The sequence below is a fragment of the Streptomyces sp. NPDC017056 genome, from assembly GCF_044332485.1.
Lineage (GTDB): Bacteria > Actinomycetota > Actinomycetes > Streptomycetales > Streptomycetaceae > Streptomyces.
The window spans coordinates 1-16,860 of sequence record NZ_JBIRPD010000004.1 but is presented as its reverse complement, the minus strand read 5'-3'; the positions used below and the strand labels follow the sequence as shown (position 1 = coordinate 16,860).

Annotated in this window: 14 protein-coding genes; 8 read left to right on the top strand and 6 right to left on the bottom strand. The window is 73.9% G+C overall.

Features of this window, described 5'->3' with window-relative positions:
- The first annotated feature begins 12 nt into the window (after positions 1-12).
- The 3 genes from modA to ACH4OW_RS08535 all read left to right on the top strand — a co-directional run bounded on the left by modA (position 13) and on the right by ACH4OW_RS08535 (position 4,054).
- Positions 13-798: a molybdate ABC transporter substrate-binding protein gene (gene modA / locus ACH4OW_RS08545; RefSeq protein ID WP_398026044.1), complete on the top strand. Its 786-nt coding sequence runs from the start codon at positions 13-15 to the stop codon at positions 796-798.
- Positions 795-2,852: an ABC transporter permease gene (locus tag ACH4OW_RS08540; protein WP_398026042.1), complete on the top strand. Its 2,058-nt coding sequence runs from the start codon at positions 795-797 to the stop codon at positions 2,850-2,852. Before modA ends, ACH4OW_RS08540 begins: the two co-directional genes overlap by 4 nt.
- 497 nt (positions 2,853-3,349) lie before the next feature.
- On the top strand, positions 3,350-4,054 hold the full coding sequence (locus ACH4OW_RS08535) for a transglycosylase family protein (protein ID WP_398026040.1): 705 nt from the start codon (positions 3,350-3,352) through the stop codon (positions 4,052-4,054).
- A 192-nt stretch (positions 4,055-4,246) separates the two neighbouring features.
- On the opposite strand, the gene ACH4OW_RS08530 is transcribed toward ACH4OW_RS08535, so the two are convergent.
- The gene (locus ACH4OW_RS08530) at positions 4,247-5,650 is read right to left on the bottom strand and encodes an amino acid permease (protein WP_398026038.1); all 1,404 of its coding nucleotides are present in this window, start codon (positions 5,648-5,650) and stop codon (positions 4,247-4,249) included.
- Positions 5,651-5,727: 77 nt separating this feature from the next.
- A complete protein-coding gene (locus tag ACH4OW_RS08525; protein WP_398026036.1) occupies positions 5,728-6,897 on the bottom strand; it encodes a lactonase family protein in 1,170 nt (389 codons plus the stop codon).
- A gap of 229 nt (positions 6,898-7,126) precedes the next feature.
- On the opposite strand from ACH4OW_RS08525, the gene ACH4OW_RS08520 reads away from it, so the two are divergent.
- On the top strand, positions 7,127-8,212 hold the full coding sequence (locus ACH4OW_RS08520; RefSeq protein ID WP_360130480.1) for a tetratricopeptide repeat protein: 1,086 nt from the start codon (positions 7,127-7,129) through the stop codon (positions 8,210-8,212).
- Here ACH4OW_RS08520 and ACH4OW_RS08515 read toward each other — a convergent pair.
- On the bottom strand, positions 8,109-9,530 hold the full coding sequence (locus ACH4OW_RS08515) for a lipase maturation factor family protein (protein ID WP_360130477.1): 1,422 nt from the start codon (positions 9,528-9,530) through the stop codon (positions 8,109-8,111). The two genes, ACH4OW_RS08520 and ACH4OW_RS08515, sit on opposite strands and share 104 nt — an antisense overlap.
- Before the next feature lie 100 nt (positions 9,531-9,630).
- Between ACH4OW_RS08515 and ACH4OW_RS08510 the strand changes: the two genes are divergently transcribed.
- Entirely contained in the window at positions 9,631-10,506 is an 876-nt protein-coding gene (locus ACH4OW_RS08510) for an Fpg/Nei family DNA glycosylase (RefSeq protein ID WP_398026033.1), read from the top strand.
- Between the two features lie 354 nt (positions 10,507-10,860).
- Complete coding sequence (locus tag ACH4OW_RS08505) at positions 10,861-11,031, top strand: hypothetical protein (protein WP_360130595.1); 171 nt, start codon at positions 10,861-10,863, stop codon at positions 11,029-11,031.
- A gap of 79 nt (positions 11,032-11,110) precedes the next feature.
- Here ACH4OW_RS08505 and ACH4OW_RS08500 read toward each other — a convergent pair whose 3' ends face one another.
- Entirely contained in the window at positions 11,111-11,734 is a 624-nt protein-coding gene (locus tag ACH4OW_RS08500; protein WP_360130472.1) for a TIGR03086 family metal-binding protein, read from the bottom strand.
- A gap of 246 nt (positions 11,735-11,980) precedes the next feature.
- Here ACH4OW_RS08500 and ACH4OW_RS08495 point away from each other — a divergent pair, with 246 nt between their 5' ends.
- Positions 11,981-13,528, top strand: coding sequence for an AMP-binding protein (locus ACH4OW_RS08495; protein WP_398026031.1), 1,548 nt, complete (start codon positions 11,981-11,983; stop codon positions 13,526-13,528).
- 30 nt (positions 13,529-13,558) lie between these two features.
- Here the strand turns inward: ACH4OW_RS08495 and ACH4OW_RS08490 are convergent, their stop codons facing one another.
- Together ACH4OW_RS08490 and ACH4OW_RS08485 are read right to left on the bottom strand one after the other, a co-directional pair.
- Positions 13,559-14,722, bottom strand: a complete 1,164-nt coding sequence (locus ACH4OW_RS08490) for an acyl-CoA dehydrogenase family protein (RefSeq protein WP_398026029.1) — start codon at positions 14,720-14,722, stop codon at positions 13,559-13,561.
- Positions 14,723-14,734: 12 nt separating this feature from the next.
- The gene (locus ACH4OW_RS08485; protein ID WP_398026027.1) at positions 14,735-15,673 is read right to left on the bottom strand and encodes a LysR family transcriptional regulator; all 939 of its coding nucleotides are present in this window, start codon (positions 15,671-15,673) and stop codon (positions 14,735-14,737) included.
- Positions 15,674-15,872: 199 nt separating this feature from the next.
- Here ACH4OW_RS08485 and ACH4OW_RS08480 point away from each other — a divergent pair, with 199 nt between their 5' ends.
- On the top strand, positions 15,873-16,769 hold the full coding sequence (locus tag ACH4OW_RS08480; RefSeq protein ID WP_398026025.1) for an SDR family oxidoreductase: 897 nt from the start codon (positions 15,873-15,875) through the stop codon (positions 16,767-16,769).
- The last annotated feature ends 91 nt before the right edge of the window (positions 16,770-16,860 follow it).

Here is a 16,860-nt window from a genome sequence, read left to right as displayed (position 1 = left end):
GAGCCGATCCCGATGTCCCGCACCCTTGTCGCCGGCCGGCGACGCGCCACCGCCGCGGCGCTGACCGTGGCCGTCCTCGTCCCGCTCGCCGCCGCCTGCGACGGCGGCGACGACTCCGCAGGGGACCGCACCACCACCGTCAAGGTCCTCGCCGCCGCCTCGCTGACCAACGTGTTCGCCAAGGCCGCCGACGCGTACCACAAGGAACACCCCGACGTCACGGTCACGTTCTCCTTCGCGGGCTCGCAGCAGCTCGCGGCCCAGGTCAACCAGGACTTCCCGGCCGACGCGCTGGTCACGGCGGACACCAAGACGATGGACGGCCTGACGGGCAAGACCGGCACGCCGCAGATCATCGCCAAGAACCGCCTGGTGATCGCGACCGCCGACGGCAACCCGAAGCACGTCAAGGGCCTGGCGGACCTGGCGGCGGAGAAGAAGCTCAAGGTCGTGCTCGCCGCGCCCGCCGTGCCCGTCGGCCGCTACAGCAAGAAGGTCCTGGACCGGCAGGGCATCAAGGTGCAGCCGGTCTCCCAGGAGCAGGACGTCCGCGGCGTGCTGAGCAAGGTCGAGCTGGGCGAGGCGGACGCGGGCATCGTCTACGCCACCGACGCGATGACCGCGCCGGACAAGGTGGACGCCGTACAGATCCCGGACGACCAGAACGCCATCGCCGAGTACCCGGCCGCCACGCTCAAGGTCTCGCCGCACGCCAAGGAGGCCGACGCGTTCGTGAAGTGGCTCGGCGGCGCGCAGGCGCAGAAGATCCTGCGCGACGCGGGCTTCCAGAAGCCGTGACCCGGAAGGCCGCCCCGGGACTGCGGGCACCGCTGGCCCTGGCCCTGCCCGCCGTCCTGGCGGTGGCGTTCCTGCTGGTGCCCATGGCGGGCATCCTCACCCGTACCCCCTGGGGCGACCTCGGCACCCACCTGACCTCCCCGGACGTCACCGAGGCGCTGCGCATCTCCCTGGTCGTGTCCCTCTGGGCGCTGGGCCTGTCCCTGCTGCTCGGCGTCCCGCTGGCCTGGCTGCTGGCGCGCGTCGACTTCCCCGGCAAGGCCCTGGTGCGCTCCCTCGTGCTGCTGCCCATGGTGCTGCCGCCGACCGTCGGCGGCGTGGCGCTGCTCCTCGGCTTCGGGCGGCGCGGCCTGCTGGGCGAGTGGCTGGCGGACGCGTTCGGCGTACAGCTGCCGTTCCACACCGCGGGCGCGGTGGTCGCCGCGACCTTCGTGTCGATGCCGTTCCTGGTCATCAGCCTCGAAGGCGCACTGGCCGGCCTCCACGCGCGGTACGAGGAGACCGCCGCCTCGCTCGGGGCCGCGCCGTTCCGGGTCTTCCGTACGGTCACGCTGCCCATGATCGCCCCGGGGCTCGCCGCCGGTGCCGCGCTGACCTGGGCGCGGGCGCTCGGCGAGTTCGGCGCGACGATCACCTTCGCGGGCAACCTGCCCGGCGTCACCCAGACCCTGCCCCTCCAGGTCTACCTGCTCCTCCAGGACAGCCCCGAGGCCGCCACCTCCGTCTCCCTCCTGCTGCTCGTCATCGCGATGGGCGTCCTCGTCGCGCTGCGCGGCAGATGGGCGGGCGGGGGCGGCACGGTGCGGGGGCGCACGAGCGGCGCGGTGACGCGTACGGACGCGGACGGCGACGCGGCGGCGGATGCCGGCGGCACATGGCCGGACCCCGTGCCCGCCGCATCCGCAGCCCACGGCACGCCCGCCTCCCGCACCCCGGCCGGCGCCGCCACCGCGCACACCGAAGCCGCCGCCGGGGAGCTCGCCGGCCCCGGCGGCCCCGCAGACGGCTCCCGTACCGGGCGTTGGCCGCTGCACGCCGACGTCACGGGGTTCAACCGGCTCACCCTCGACGCCGCCCCAGGCACCACCATCGCCGTCGTCGGCCCCAACGGCGCGGGCAAGACCACCCTGTTGCGTGCCCTGCTCGGGCTCACCCCGCGGGCGCACGCCGTGCTGACCCTCGGCGGGCGCGACGTCACCGCGCTGCCGCCGCACCGCCGCGGCGTCGCCTGGGTGCCGCAGGACGGTGCGCTCTTCCCCCGTCTGACGGCCCTGAACAACACGGCGTACGGGCTGCGCGCCCACGGCACCGGCCGCGCGGAGGCACGCCGCGAGGCCCAGCGGTGGCTGGACCGGCTCGGCGTCGGCCACCTCGCGCACCGCCGCCCCGCCCAGCTCTCCGGCGGCCAGGCCGGGCGGGTCGCGCTGGCCCGCGCGCTGGCCGCCAGGCCGCGCCTGCTGCTGCTCGACGAGCCGCTCGCCGCCCTCGACCAGAGCACCCGCGCGCACGTCCGGCACACGCTGCGCCGCCACCTGGCCGGGTTCGGCGGCGTCTGCCTGATGGTCACGCACGACCCGGTCGAAGCCGTCTCGCTCGCCGACCGTGTCCTGGTCCTGGAGGACGGGCGCACCCTCCAGGACGCGGCCCCCGCCGAGGTCGCCCGGCACCCGCGTTCGCCGTGGGTGGCCCGGATGCTCGGCCGCAACGCCTGGCCGGGCACGGCCACCGGCGACGGCCTGCGGCTGGCGGGCGCCGGGCGGCTGGTGGCCGCCGACCCGCTGCCCGAGGGCTCCGGCGCGCTGGCGATCATCGGCCCGGAAGCGGTCTCCGTGCACCGCGCGCGCCCCTCCGGCAGTCCCCGCAACGTGTGGCCGGGACGGGTCAGGGAGATCACCGCGCTCGGCAGCCGGCTGCGGGTGCTGGTCGGCTCGCCCGAGGTGCCCGACCTGGTGGGCGAGATCACGCCGCAGGCCGCGGCGGAACTGGGTCTGGCCGAGGACACCGAGGTCTGGGTCAGCGTCAAGGCGACCGAGGTCACGCTCGTACCCGTGTGAGCGCGCGGTGCGTACCGCGGGTTACGGCCGTGGCGCGAACCCTCCGCGCCGACGGCCGCGTTGCGCCGCCCGAGGGGGTACGTGCGCGGTGCGTGCGGACCCCCGCCGCGCGTGCCCCGGGCCCCCGGATGCGCTCCTCTGGCACCCCCGGCTCGGACAAGCGATCGATACGCCCGGGCAGGTCATGCGCTCCGCACCGTGGGGTGCGCCCCTACCCGGCAGAGGGGAGCGCCATGCGGAGCCCGGTGCCCCCACTCCGGCGGTGCGGGGGCAGGCCGCCGGAGGAGGGCGCTCCCACGCGCTCTGCCGGTGCCGTCCGTGGCCGTGGTTGTCTTTCACTCGTCGAATTCATGACGGCTCGCGAAAGGCACGGCACACCCCCGGCGAAAACGCGGAGAACACCCCGCGTGAATACCGGGAAAGGCAGTGCTCCGCGACGGCGTCATGTTTCCCCATAGCCGCCGGGAAACCGCGCGGTGAGCGACGGGAGCACGTCGATGGCATTTCCTCAGGGATCGGAAACGAGCGGACGCAACGACGTCCGGGGGCGCGGGGCCCGAGGGGCGACGGCGGCAGCGGTCCTGCTGGCGGCCGGCGCGATGAACATGGCGGCCGAGGGGCCGGCCGAGGCCCGCAGCGGCGCCACGTGGGACCGCCTGGCCCAGTGCGAGAGCGGCGGCAACTGGCGGGCGGACACGGGCAACGGATTCTCGGGCGGGCTGCAGTTCGCCCACTCCACCTGGCGCTCCTTCGGGGGCGGCCGGTACGCGTCCCGGGCGTCCCGGGCCTCGCGCGCCCAGCAGATCCGGGTGGCGGAGCGGGTGCTGGCGCGCCAGGGCTGGGGCGCCTGGCCGGCCTGCTCGGCCCGGCTGGGCCTGCGCTCGTCCGGCGCGCGGCACAGCGTGCCGCAGACCACCGTCCCGCGGCAGCGGTCCGCGCCGCGCTCCGGCGCGCCGGCCCGCACGAACGGCGCCGGACGCCTCCGCGCGCCGCAGCACCGGCACCAGCGGTACGGCAAGGAGTACAAGTCCCGTACGCACCGGAATTACGGCGGTAATATCGTCGTCAATCCGGGGGATACGCTGAGCGGCATCGCGTACGCGCACGGCTGCGGTTGGAAGGAATTCTACCGCCTCAACCGCCGGGTGATCGGCGCGAACCCGAACCTCATCTATCCGGGAATGCGCCTGTCCGCACCGTAGGCCGGCACCGCCCCGGAACGACGGGAGCGCGGCACGCGTTTCCTTCCCACCCTCCCGGGAATTCGGCGGGCACGGATTTCCCGAGCGGCGGCCCGGCTGGGGGCGGGCGGGCCGCCGCGGGACGCGGTGGGCACCGGCAGGCCGTCCGTCGGCGCCACGGACGGCCTGCACAGACCGGCCCCGCTCACCCGCTCACCGGGCCGGACGCCGCCGCCGTACCTCGTAGGCGGCCAGGATCACGCCCACCGTGAGCAGGCTCAGCCAGAACTGGGCCCGGCTGTCCGGCAGGAAGGCCATCGCCACGATCACCGCCGCCATCAGCGCGACGGTGGCCCGGCTGAGCCACGGGAACAGCCACATCCGCAGCGTCAGCCGCTGCGGTTCCTCGCGTTCCAGCTTGCGGCGCAGGCGGAGCTGGGCGAGCGCGATCGCCAGGTAGACGAACAGGGCGACGGCGCCGTAGGAGTTGATCAGGAAGCGGAAGACGACGTCGGGCGAGGCCCAGGCCGCGATCACCGACATATAGCCGGCGGACGTCCCGGCCAGCAGCGCCCGGCGCGGCACCCCGCCGCGACCGAGCTTGGTGAGGCCGCGCGGCGCGTCCCCGTTGCGGGTCAGGGCGAACAGCATCCGCGACGAGGTGTAGAGCGCGGAGTTGAGGCAGGAGAGCACGGCGATCAGGACGACGGCGTTCATGACCGTACCGGCGGCGGGCACGTGCAGCCGGTCCAGTACCGCCGCGTACGGGCTGACCTCCACGGCCCGGGACGTCCACGGCACGACCGCCACGACGACGAGGACCGACAGCACGTAGAAGCCCACCACGCGCAGCACGATGGAGCGGATCGCCGCCGCCACGGCGCGCTCCGGCTCCACCGACTCGGCCGCCGCGATGGTCACGATCTCCGCGCCGGTGAAGAAGCCGACGCAGGGCACGATCGCCGCGAGCACCGCGCCGACGCCTTCGGGCGCGAAGCCGCCGGAGTCGGTGAGATGTGCCAGGCCGCCGTGGGCCTGCGGCCACAGTCCGGTCAGGTACAGCGCGCCGAGGAAGAGGAACACCACGATCGCGACGACCTTGACCGACGAGAACCAGTACTCGAACTCGCCGAAGGAGCGGGCCGAGACCAGGTTGGTCGCGGTCAGCATCGCCATCAGCGCCAGGCTGACGGCCCACAGCGGCACGCCGGGCAGCCACAGCCGGACGATCCGGCCGCCCGCCACCGCCTCGACGGCGACCACGATCACGAAGAAGTACCAGTACAGCCAGCCGACCGTGAAGCCGGCGCGGTGCCCCAGGGTCTCGCGCACATGGGCGTAGAACGAGCCGAGGGCCGGCCGGGCCACCGTCATCTCGGCCAGCATCCGCATGATCAGGACGGTGAGGACGCCGGCCGCGAGGAACGACAGCACGGCGGCGGGGCCGGTGGCGCGGATGACGACGCCGCTGCCCACGAAGAGGCCGGCGCCGATGACACCGCCCAGCGCGATCAGGCTCATGTGGCGCCGCCGGAGGCCCTTGCGCAGCTCCCCGCCGGCCTGTCCGCCGCCCGGCGCGGTGGCCGGTGCCGTCCCGTGTGACGTTCCCGTACTCATGCGGGCCGACGCTATCGGCGCAACCCTGCGGGGCTGTTGCCGCAGTGTTTCGGCTGCCGGGTCGCAGGCCGACGGCGTCAGAGCGGCAGTACGCACACCGGTACGGGCGCGGCGAACGGCTCGCCCAGCCGCCGCAGCCCGCCCCGCACGGCGTCCACCGCGAACACCGTCACCGACCCCGACTTCTGGTGAGCCGCGAAGAGCAGCCGGCCGTCCGGTGAGAAGGCGGTGTGCCGGGGGAAGTCGCCGCCCGACGGCACCGTGTCCAGCAGCCGCAGGCGGGCGCCCGCCGCCTCGACCGCGTACCGCGTCAGGCTGTTGTGGCCGCGGTTGGCGAGATAGGCGAAGGCGCCGTCGCGGGTCACCAGGAACTGCGCCGGATAGCTCGTGCCGGGCCCGGTTCCGGTGGGCTGCGGCGCGCCCGGTGTGAGCGTGCCGGTTCTCCGGTCGTACGCGCAGACCACGGCCGTGTTGTCCACCTCGTTGGCCAGGTACGCGTAGCGGCCCGAAGGGTGGAACGCGAGGTGCCGCGGACCCGCCCCTGCCCGCAGCCGCGCGTACGAGACCAGGGCGAGCTTCCCCGCGGCGGTGTCCAGGCGGTAGGTGTAGACGGTGTCGTTGCCCAGGTCGACGGCGAGGACGTGGCGGCCGTCCGGGCCGGTGACGATCTGGTGCGCGTGCGGCCCGTCCTGCCCGGGCCCGGGCGGCGGATCGGTGTGCGCGACCACGTCCGTGCGCTCGCCGAGCGCGCCGTCCGGGCCGATGGGGTGTACGGCGACGCTGCCGGACAGGTAGTTGGCGCTGAGCAGCCAGCGTCCGCCGGGGTGTACGGACAGGTGGCAAGGACCGGCGCCGCCGGTGGAGCGGCTGCCCAGGACGCGGTGGCGGCCGTCGCCGCGCAGGGCGATGGCGGTCACCGCGCCCTGCCGCTGCTCGTTGACCGTGTAGAGCGTCCGGCCGCAGGGGCCGAGGGCCAGGTAGGACGGGTCGGCGACCCCGCCGATGACACCGGAGCCGGTGATCCGTCCGCTCGCGGCGTCGTACGTCCCCAGGCCCACGCCCGTACCGCCGCCCGGGACCGAGGTGTACGTGCCCAGCAGCAGCGGCCGGACGGCGCGTGGCCGGGAGCGCGCCCGTGCGGGAGCCGCCGCGCCGCCGAGGCTGCCGACCGCGGTCAGCGCGGCCCCCGCAGCGGCCGTACGGAGGAAGCGGCGGCGGTCGGTGCCGGTCCGTGCCCTGCTGTCCATGCCACACCTCGGGGTCCGGAGATCGCGGATGTGGCAGCCAGGGTGGCCCGGCCCGGGCGCCACGACAAGAGAGGGGGCCGGGTATCCCGTACATCCCGGTGATGACCATGTCCCCCTCGCGTAGGACCCACGGCATACGGGATGACCAATCCGTGGACTGATTCGCCAGGCCCCCGCCGGCTCGTAGCTTCGTGATCAAGCACATGCACGAGCGGGAGGCCACGGATACATGTACGGCAAGGCATTCGCCCCGGAGTACCAAGGCGAAGTGGGCGCGTCGCTGAACGTGAACTCCTCGTACGAGGACGTGCTCGCCACGGCCCGCCGCGCGCGGCGGCAGGCGCGCACGGACCTGGAACACGCACGGGCGGCGCTCGCCGTCGCCGAGGCCAACCGGCGGCTGGGGCGGGTGACCGAGGCACGGGACGCCTGGCACGACAGCTACCGCAGCGCCCGGCGCGCCGGCGACCTGGGCGCGATGTCCTGGGCCCTGTGGAGCGGCGGCACGCTCGCCCGGCAGTGCGGCGGCCTCGCACTGGCCCGCAGGCTGCTCGCCTGGGCCGTCACCCTCGCCGACGAGGGCGGTGACCGCCTGGCGCACGGCTACTCCCTCGCCGGCCTCGCCGAGACCGGCCGCATACAGGGCGACTACGCCGCCGTCGCCGAGCTGCACGAACAGCTCCTCGAACAGGCACGGGCGCACGGCGAGGCCCGGCACATGGTGTGGGCGATGTCCGGCATCGCGCAGATGCACCGCAACACCGGCGGCTACGACAAGGCACTGGAGCTGTTCGAGGAGGCCGCGCGGATCGCCGCCGACGGCGACGACGCGCGGGGCCGCGCCTGGTCGCTGCGCGGCATAGCCGACGTCCTGTCCGTCCAGGGCGAGACGGAACGGGCGCTCGCCCTGCTCACCGAGGCCGAGACGATCTGCCGCACCATGGACCTGGCGAGCGCCCTCGCCTACAACCACAAGATGCGCGGCAACGTCCTGTTCCGGGCCGGCCGGTACACCGAGGCGTGCGAGGTCTACGCCGGCGCGCTCGGCGAGTTCGCTCAGATGCACGAGCCGCGCGGCACCGCCCTGTCCCGCCTCGGCCTGGTCAAGTCCCGCTCCCGGCTGGGCGGCTCGCAGGACGAGACGCTCGCCGAGCTGGACGTACTGGAGCGCGACTTCGAGCGGATCGGGCTGCGGCACGCCCGCGACATGGTCATCGCCTTCCGGACGGAGCTGTTCTCGTCGGCGGCAGGAAGTCCCGCAGCTCCGTCCGGTGCCACCACGCACCGGTCTCCCGCAGTTCCCGCCAGGTCGTGAAGCGGTACTCGTAGAGCCGGGCCCGCACCAGCGCGGGCGGCGCGCCGGGGAACGGATTGTGGCGCAGCAGCCGCAGCGTGTCGGCGTCGTTCTCCAGCAGCCGTTCCACGAACGGCCCGAACCAGCTGCGCGCGTAGGCGGGGGACAGGGCCGCGAACCACATCAGCCAGTCGAGCCTCAAGTGCAGGGGCGCGAACTGCCGCGGCAGCCGGCGCACGTCGCCCGGCTTGCCCTTGAAGCCGTACTCCCGCCAGACCGCGTCCGGCGAGGCCACCGCCGAGTCCGTGCCCTCGATCACGATCTCCCGGCGCACCCGGGTGACGCTGCCGAAGGCCCCGTAGGAGTTGACCAGGTGCAGCGGGTCGAAGGAGGTGTTCATGAGCTGCTGCCGGGAGAGCAGGTTGCGGACCGGCCGGTAGCTCCGGTAGGCGACGAAGGCGGTGACGGCCGCGCTCAGCACCGCGAACCAGACGGGGGCGCCGGGGAACGCGGCCGGCCGCGCGATCCAGGGCAGGTCCACCGCGGACAGGGCCAGGGCGATGGTCAGCCAGTTCAGCCAGGCGAAATTGCCGGACAGCACGAGCCACAGCTGCGTCACGGCGATGCCCAGCGCCGCCCAGGTCGCCACCGGCTGCGGGGTGAACAGCAACACCGGCAGGACCAGTTGCGCGAAGTGGTTGGCGGCGGTCTCGACCCGGTGCAGCGGCCTGGGCAGCCGGTGGAAGAACCAGCTCAGCGGGCCCGGCATCGGCTGCGTCTCGTGGTGGTAGTAGAGGCAGGTCAGATCGCGCCAGCAGCGGTCGCCCCGCATCTTGATCAGCCCGGCCCCGAACTCCACCCGGAACAGCAGCCAGCGCAGCAGCCACATCACGAGCACCGGCGGCGCCGTGTCGTCGTTGCCGAGGAAGACGGCCAGGAAGCCGGCCTCCAGCAGCAGCGACTCCCAGCCGAAGCCGTACCACGTCTGGCCGACGTTGACGATCGAGAGGTACATCGCCCACAGCACCGCCCACATCGCCATCGCGGCACCCAGCGGCACCGCGTCAGCGGCGCCGGCCGCCACGGCGGCGGCGAGCAGGGCACCGCCCCAGGACCACAGCGCGAAGAACCGGTCCGAATAGCGCCACTGGAAGACCGAGGGCGCCTTGCGGAACGGCACCCGGCGCACGAAATCCGGCACCGGCAGCATCCCGCGCTCGCCCATCAGCGCCCGGAACTGCCGCGCCGCCGCGACGAACGCCACCAGGTACAGCACGGCCAGCATCCGCTGGAACACCAGCCGGCCCAGCCAGTCGTCGCTCTCCGTGAACCAGTCCACGGGTCTATCCCTAGCACCGCGGCGCCCTCCCGCCGGACCGGCACGCGGCACGCGGCGGGCACGGGATGTAGCGGGCCCGCGCACCGTGCAGGCTGGTGGCATGCCCGAACTGCCGGAAGTCGAAGCCCTGCGGGAATTCCTGCACGCGCACGCCGTCGGCCGCGTCCTGGTCGGCGCCCGGCCCACCGCCGTCAACGTGCTCAAGACCTACGATCCGCCGCTGACCGCCCTGGAGGGCGGCACGATCACGGCGGTCGCCCGGCACGGGAAGTTCCTCGACCTCACCGCCGGCGGCCTGCACCTGGTGGTCCACCTGGCCCGCGCCGGCTGGCTGCGCTGGCAGGACGCCCTGCCCGACGCCCCGCCGCGCCCCGGCAAAGGGCCGCTGGCACTGCGCGTCCGGCTGAGCGCGGACGCGCCCGGACCGTCGCCCGGCTTCGACCTCACCGAGGCCGGTACCCAGAAACGGCTGGCCGTCTACTGCGTGACCGACCCTGCCCAGGTGCCCGGCATCGCCCGGCTCGGCCCCGACCCGCTCGCCGCGGACTTCACCGAGGAGTCCCTCGCCGCCCTGCTCAAGGGCGAGCGGCGCCAGATCAAGGGCGTACTGCGGGACCAGAGCGTGCTGGCCGGCATCGGCAACGCCTACTCCGACGAGATCCTGCACGCGGCCCGCATGTCGCCGTTCAAGGCCGCCGCCCGGCTCGGCGAGCCGGACACGGCCCGGCTCTACGCGGCCGTACGGGACACGCTCACGGAGGCGGTGGAACGGTCCAGAGGCGTGGCGGCGGGGCAGCTCAAGCGGGAGAAGAAGAGCGGGCTGCGGGTGCACGGCCGTACCGGGGAGCCGTGCCCGGTCTGCGGCGACACCGTCCGCGAGGTCTCCTTCAGCGACTCCTCGCTCCAGTACTGCCCCACCTGCCAGACCGGCGGCAAGCTGCTGGCCGACCGGCGGATGTCCCGCCTCCTGAAATAGCGGCCGGGCCGGTTCGGCGCCGCCTGGCCGGTCCGTGCACTGGTCCGTGCACTGGTCCGTGTGCCGGCCCGTGTACGCCAACCGGGGGAACCGCGGGCAGATGCACGGCAGCAGCGGGGGCCCGGGGAACGGGGCGGGGCGGAATCTCCGCGTTCTCCCCGACTTGCCGCTATAGCTGGTAAATGTCGAGCGCACTTTGGTCGCTGTCGTTACTCTGAGGGCGACGGACGACCTGTCTGGGAGATGCCAACACCCTTGGCCCGTCGCGGGAAGCGCCACAAACCATGGCTGACGTCCCGGTTTGTGCGAAGACGCCACCGCGTCGGAAGTGTCCCCTTGATGAAGGAGTGCGTGGTGGCATTGGAAAACGTGCAACGCAAGCAGCCGCGGCCCAAGCGGGGCGAGCGGCCCGGCCGGATCGGAGAAGTCCGCAATCTGGAGGTCTGGGGCCGCTGCGCCCCGGTCAGACTCGCGGGCTGCGACGACGACCCCGCCGAGCCGCACATCTTCCGCGGCATCGACTGACCCGCCCCCGCGGGCCGTGGTGGGCCCGCGGACACCGGCCGGCTCCCGCGGGCTCCTCCGGGGCCCGCGGAAGCGGAGGTCAGGGCCGCCGGCCCAGCAGGCACAGCAGCCGGGTCAGCTCGTCGGCCCCGGGCGGCGGTGGCACCGGATCGGCGAACATCGAGGTGCCCGCCAGGTCGTCCGCGTACGGCTCCACCTCCCGCAGCGCGGCGGAGGCCGCCTCCGGAGGCAGCTGTTCGTCGGCTCCGATCGCCCGCGACAGGTCCCAGGCGTGCACCACCGCGTCCATCATCATCTGCGAGCAGTAGGCGCCGGCCCCGGACGGCCCGGAGGACAGGTGGACCGTGCGGTCCAGCGCGCCGGGCTCGGAGAACGCCGCCACGGCGGCCACCGCCGCCCGGTCCCAGGCCCCGACGGGGTCGTCGCCGAGCTGGTCGCCGTCGAACTCGTCGCCCACCTCCTCGATGGTGGCGCCGTCCCGCACCAGGCGCGGCACCCACAGCTGCTCCACGGTCAGGTGGCCGACCAGATCGCGTACCGTCCAGGCGTCGCACGGCGTCGGGGCGTCCCACTGGTCGTCGCGCACCTGGTGGACCCGGGTGCCGAACAGTGCGATGGCCTCACCGTGGTGGCGCAGGATGTCGTTCTTGTCGTCGGCCCCGTCCGTATCGGGCCGGTTCGTGTCCGATTCGTGTTGGCTCATGCTCCCCGAGGATAGGAGCGGACACCGGTGACCGCCGGACGGCACACGGTGGCGCTCACCACGAGTGCCCGGCCGCCGCACCCCCGCAGGGAGCCCTCCGGCGCGCCTTCGGCCACTCGCCCCGCCGGGCCCCGAAACCGACCAGTCCGCACTGGCGCGATTGCGTGCTGACGAGGCGTCAGGGCCCTGGCGGGCGAGCGGAACCCCCTGTTCAATGGGCGCGAGCCGCAACTGCCTGGAGGCTGCATGGACGTCGCCGACACGCCCGCCATCCGCTCCGCCGGGGTGGCACGCTCCTACCCCGCGTTCCACGAACGCGCCGCACGCGTCGCCGCCGGCCTGCGCGCGCTGGGCGTCGGGCCCGGCGACCGGATCGCGATCGTGATGCGCAACGAGCCCGCGTACCTGGAGATCACCACCGGCGCGGCCCGGCTGGGCGCCTCCGCCGTCCCCGTCAACTGGCACTTCCGGCGCGACGACCTGCGGCACGTGCTCGGCGACAGTGGCAGCAGGGTCGTCTTCGCCCACACCGACCTGCTGCCGGGGGTCGCGGCCGTGCTCCCCGCCCGCGCCCGCCTCATCGAGGTCCCCGTGCCCGCCGGCACTGCCGCGGCCTGCGGCTTCCCGCCGCCGCCCGTGACCGGCGGCCATCCGCTCCTGGACGCCTGGCTGTCGGACCACGCGCCGCTCACCGAGGCCGTCGCCCGCCGGCCGTCCACCGTCATCTACAGCTCCGGGACCACCGGCCGCCCCAAAGGGGTGCTGCGTGACCCGGTCGGAGAGGAACAACTGGCGCAATCCGTCGCCAAGTTCCTCGAATACTTCGCGGTACGCCCGGGCGGCCGCACGCTGATCCCCGCGCCGCTCTACCACGCCTCGCCGGGCCAGCACGCCGTCCTCGCCCTCGCCGCCGGGCTGGACATCACCCTGATGCCGCGCTTCGACGCCGAGGAGTTCCTGCGGCTGGTCGAGCGCCACCGCATCCAGCAGGCGCAACTGGTGCCGACCATGTTCGTCCGGCTGCTGCGCCTGCCCAAGGACGTCCGCGAGCGCTACGACCTGTCGTCGCTCACCTCCGTCGTGCACGCCGCCGCGCCCTGCCCGCCGCACATCAAGCACGCCATGATCGACTGGCTGGGCCCGGTGCTGCGCGAGTACTACGGCGGCAGCGAGACCGGGGCCGTCACCTGGTGCGACAGCCACGCGTGGCTGGCCCACCCCGGCACGGTCGGCCGGGCCGAGGGCACCTGCTCGGTGGTGGTGCTGGGCCCCGACGGCACCGAGCTGCCCACCGGCCGGACCGGCGAGATCTACCTCAAGCCGGACGACAACTGGCCGCAGTTCACCTACCTCGGCGACCCCGCCAAGCGCGCGGCGATGGAGGCCGGGCGGCTGCCCGGCTACGTCACGATCGGCGACATCGGCCGCCTCGACGCCGACGGCTACCTCTACCTCAGCGACCGCCGCGACGACCTGGCCATCTCCGGCGGCGTCAACATCTACCCGGCGGAGATCGAAGGCTGCCTGCTCGGCCTCGACGGGGTCCGCGACGTGGCCGTGTTCGGCATCCCCGACGAGGAGTTCGGCGAGGTGCTCGCCGCGCACGTGCAGCCCGAACCGGGCGCCGCGCTCACCGCCGAGGACATACGGGCGCAGGTCGCGGACCACCTCGCCTCGTACAAGGTGCCCAAAGTGGTGGTCTTCGAGGAGAGCCTGCCGCGCGACGAGTCGGGCAAGCTGTTCAAGCGCAGGCTGCGCGACCCCTACTGGGCAGGCCGCGGCAGCGCCGTCTGAACGGCGCGCGACCGCCCCGCGCAAGCCGCCTCACACCTCGCCACGCCGCATCAACTGCCGGACGATCACGTCCCTCTGTATCTCGTTCGTCCCCTCGCCGACGATCATCAGCGGCGCGTCGCGGAAGTACCGCTCGACGTCGAACTCGGTGGAATAGCCGTACCCGCCGTGCACCCGCACCGCGTCCAGGGCGATGCGCATCGCGGCCTCCGACGCGAACAGCTTCGCCATGCCCGCCTCCAGGTCGGCCCGCTGCCCGCTGTCGTACGTACGCGCCGCGTGCAGGACGAGCTGGCGCGCCGCCGTCAGCGAAGTCGCCATGTCGGCCAGGTGGTTGCCGACGGACTGGTGCTGCCAGATCGGCTTGCCGAAGCTCTCCCGCTGCCGCGCGTAGCGGACGGCGTCCTCGAAGGCGGCACGGCCGACCCCCACCGCCCGCGCGGCCACCTGGATACGGCCGATCTCCAGCCCCCGCATCATCTGGCCGAAACCCTGCCCCTCCTGCCCGCCGAGCAGCGCGTCACCGGGCACCCGGAAGCCGTCGAAGACCAGCTCACAGCTCTCCACGCCCTTGTAGCCCAGCTTGGGCAGATCGCGGGAGACGGTCATGCCGGGGCCGTGCCCGGCGAGCAGTACGGACATGCCGCGGTGCGCGGGCTCGGCCGCGGGGTCGGTCTTGACCAGCAACGCGATCAGCCCGGCGCGGCGGGCGTTGGTGATCCAGGTCTTGGCGCCGTCGACGACGTACGAGCCGTCGGCGGCGCGGCGCGCGGTGGTGCGCAGCGCCTGGAGGTCGGAACCGCCGCCCGGCTCGGTGAGCGCCATGGCGGCCCGCACCTCCCCGGTGGCCAGCTTCGGCAGCCACCGCTCACGCTGCTCGGGAGTGCCGTACCGGACCAGCAGGGAACACACGACGGAATGGCCGCCCATGGTGCCCGCCAGGCTCATCCAGCCGCGCGCCAGCTCCTCGGTGACCAGCGCGAAGCAGGAGGCGGAGACGGCGGCGCCGCCGTACGGCTCCGGCACCACGAGCCCGAAGACGCCGAGCTGCTTCATGCGCTCGACCAGTTCCGCCGGGTACCGGTCGTGGTGTTCCAGCTCCCGCGCCACGGGCCGGACGTCACGGTCGACGAAGTCACGGACGACGCTGACGACGGCGCGTTCCTCGGCGGACAGCGGGTCGTATCCGGCCATGTGGCGGCCTCCTCAGGCGGGTACGGGACTGGCCGGGACGTTCGCGGGGCCGGCCGGCTCGGGGCCGGTCAGGTGGGCCTGCGCGGCCCTGCGGAACGCCGCCACGAGCCGGCGGCGGTCGTCGTCGCGGGTCGCCAGCACGACGCGGCTCGGCTCGACACCGCGCAGGGGGACCGCGGCGATGTCCCCGCGCAGGCGGGCCGAGTGGGCGCCGGCGGAGACCGCCACGGCCTGACCGCCCGCGACGAGCTCGAACTTGTCCTCCAGCTCTTCGATGACCGGCCCGTCGGGCACCCGGCTCCCGTCGGGGCGCGGCTCGATGCGCCAGAACGCGCTGAACTCAGGGTAGGGCTGCCGCAGGCGGGGGAGGGGCTCGCCGGCGATGTCGTCGAGGGTCAGGGACTCCCTGCCGGCCAGCCGGTGGCCGAGCGGCACCAGCAGCACCCGGGGCTCCTCGTACAGCACCGTCACCCGCAACCGGTCGGTCGGGAACGGCAGCCGCGTCACCAGCGCGTCCACCCGGTGATCGAGCAGCGCCGTGCGCGATTCCCGGCAGCGCAGGTGGAGGGTGCGCACCTCGGCGTCCGGGTACTGGTGGCGCAGCACGCGTACGGCCGGGGTGACCCAGGCGCTCATGGAGTACCCGATGGTGATCCGGGCGGGTTCGGCGGCGGCCCTGGCGCTGGCCGCGGCCAGCGCGGCGGCACGCAGCAGCGCCTGGGCGCGGGGCAGGAAGTCCTCCCCGGCCCCGGTGAGCCGGCTGCCCTGCGGGGTGCGGTCCAGCAGGCGGACGCCCAATTGCTGTTCGAGGCGGCGGACCTGGCGGCTCAGGGACGGCTGGGTGATGCGGAGCGCCTCGGCGGCGCGGCCGAAGTGCCGGTGCTCGGCGACGGCCGTGAAATACCGCACCAGCCGTAAGTCGAGGTCCGGCGTGGAAGCTGAGTCGGGCATACGTGAACGGTAGCGCGCACGATCGGAAAACCGCCCGGATCCCCCTCCGGCCTCGGATGATGCCCAATCCGTATGCCCCCATACGCAACAGGCTTTGGACCCGGGCCGCGCTTCCCCCGGACGATGGCCCCACCGGCCCCGCCAGCCTCCCCACCGCCTCGCGGGGCCGGACAACCCCTCATTCACCCAGGGAGTACCCATGCGCGTTTTCGTCACCGGAGCAACCGGATTCATCGGTTCCGCGGTTGTCCCGGAACTTCTCGGAGCCGGACACGAGGTCGTCGGCCTGGCCCGCTCCGACACGGCCGCCGCGGCGCTGGAAGCCGCGGGGGCCGAGGTGCACCGCGGGTCCCTCGACGACCCCGGCAGCCTGCGCGACGGCGCCGCGGCGGCGGACGGCGTCATCCACCTCGCCTTCCACCACGACTTCTCGGAATTCGCCCGCGCCGCCGAACTGGACCTGCGCGCCATCGAGGCGTTCGGCGCCGCACTGGAGGGCACCGGCAAACCTTTGGTGATCACCGGGGGGACGCTGTCGCTCGCGGGCGCCGCCCCGGGCCGCCCGGCGACCGAGGAGACCGCGCCCGCCCCCGAGGCGAAGCTCCTGCGGGCCGCCTCGGAAAGCGCGACGACATCCCTGGCCGGGCGCGGGGTACGCGCCTCCGTCGTACGCCTGGCCCCCTCCGTCCACGGCGAGGGCGACCACGGCTTCGTCCCGCTGCTGATCGCCGCCGCCCGCGACAAGGGCGTATCGGCCTACGTAGGCGACGGCTCGAACCGCTGGCCCGCCGTCCACCGGCTCGACGCGGCCCGCCTGTTCCGGCTGGCACTGGAAGCCGCCCCGGCCGGCTCGATCCTGCACGGAACCGACGAGGAAGGCGTCCCCTTCCGCACCATCGCCGACACCATCGCCCGGCAACTGGGCCTCCCCACCACCTCCCTGCCCCCCGAGGACGCGGCAGACCACTTCGGCTTCCTCGCCGCCTTCGCCGCACTCGACATCCCGGTATCGAGCACCCAGACCCGAAAGCAACTGGGATGGCACCCCGAGGAAATGGGCCTCATCGCGGACCTGGAAGGGGGGCACTACTTCTAGTGTCCTGAGTCGGGAATTCGATTCAGATATCTGGCGAGGCGTTCGAGGATCTCGTCGGCGGTCTTGGTCCAGGTGAAGGGCTTGGGCTCCT

Excerpts from the sequence above, each read along its gene's own strand:
- ACH4OW_RS08510 (WP_398026033.1), top strand. The coding sequence starts at position 9,631 with ATGCCCGAACTGCCGGAAGTCGAAGCCCTGCGGGAATTCCTGCACGCG.
- ACH4OW_RS08530 (WP_398026038.1), bottom strand. The coding sequence starts at position 5,650 with ATGAGTACGGGAACGTCACACGGGACGGCACCGGCCACCGCGCCGGGC.
- ACH4OW_RS08480 (WP_398026025.1), top strand. The coding sequence starts at position 15,873 with ATGCGCGTTTTCGTCACCGGAGCAACCGGATTCATCGGTTCCGCGGTT.
- modA (WP_398026044.1), top strand. The coding sequence starts at position 13 with ATGTCCCGCACCCTTGTCGCCGGCCGGCGACGCGCCACCGCCGCGGCG.
- ACH4OW_RS08490 (WP_398026029.1), bottom strand. The coding sequence starts at position 14,722 with ATGGCCGGATACGACCCGCTGTCCGCCGAGGAACGCGCCGTCGTCAGC.
- ACH4OW_RS08535 (WP_398026040.1), top strand. The coding sequence starts at position 3,350 with ATGGCATTTCCTCAGGGATCGGAAACGAGCGGACGCAACGACGTCCGG.
- ACH4OW_RS08500 (WP_360130472.1), bottom strand. The coding sequence starts at position 11,734 with ATGAGCCAACACGAATCGGACACGAACCGGCCCGATACGGACGGGGCC.
- ACH4OW_RS08520 (WP_360130480.1), top strand. The coding sequence starts at position 7,127 with ATGTACGGCAAGGCATTCGCCCCGGAGTACCAAGGCGAAGTGGGCGCG.
- ACH4OW_RS08495 (WP_398026031.1), top strand. The coding sequence starts at position 11,981 with ATGGACGTCGCCGACACGCCCGCCATCCGCTCCGCCGGGGTGGCACGC.
- ACH4OW_RS08525 (WP_398026036.1), bottom strand. The coding sequence starts at position 6,897 with ATGGACAGCAGGGCACGGACCGGCACCGACCGCCGCCGCTTCCTCCGT.
- ACH4OW_RS08485 (WP_398026027.1), bottom strand. The coding sequence starts at position 15,673 with ATGCCCGACTCAGCTTCCACGCCGGACCTCGACTTACGGCTGGTGCGG.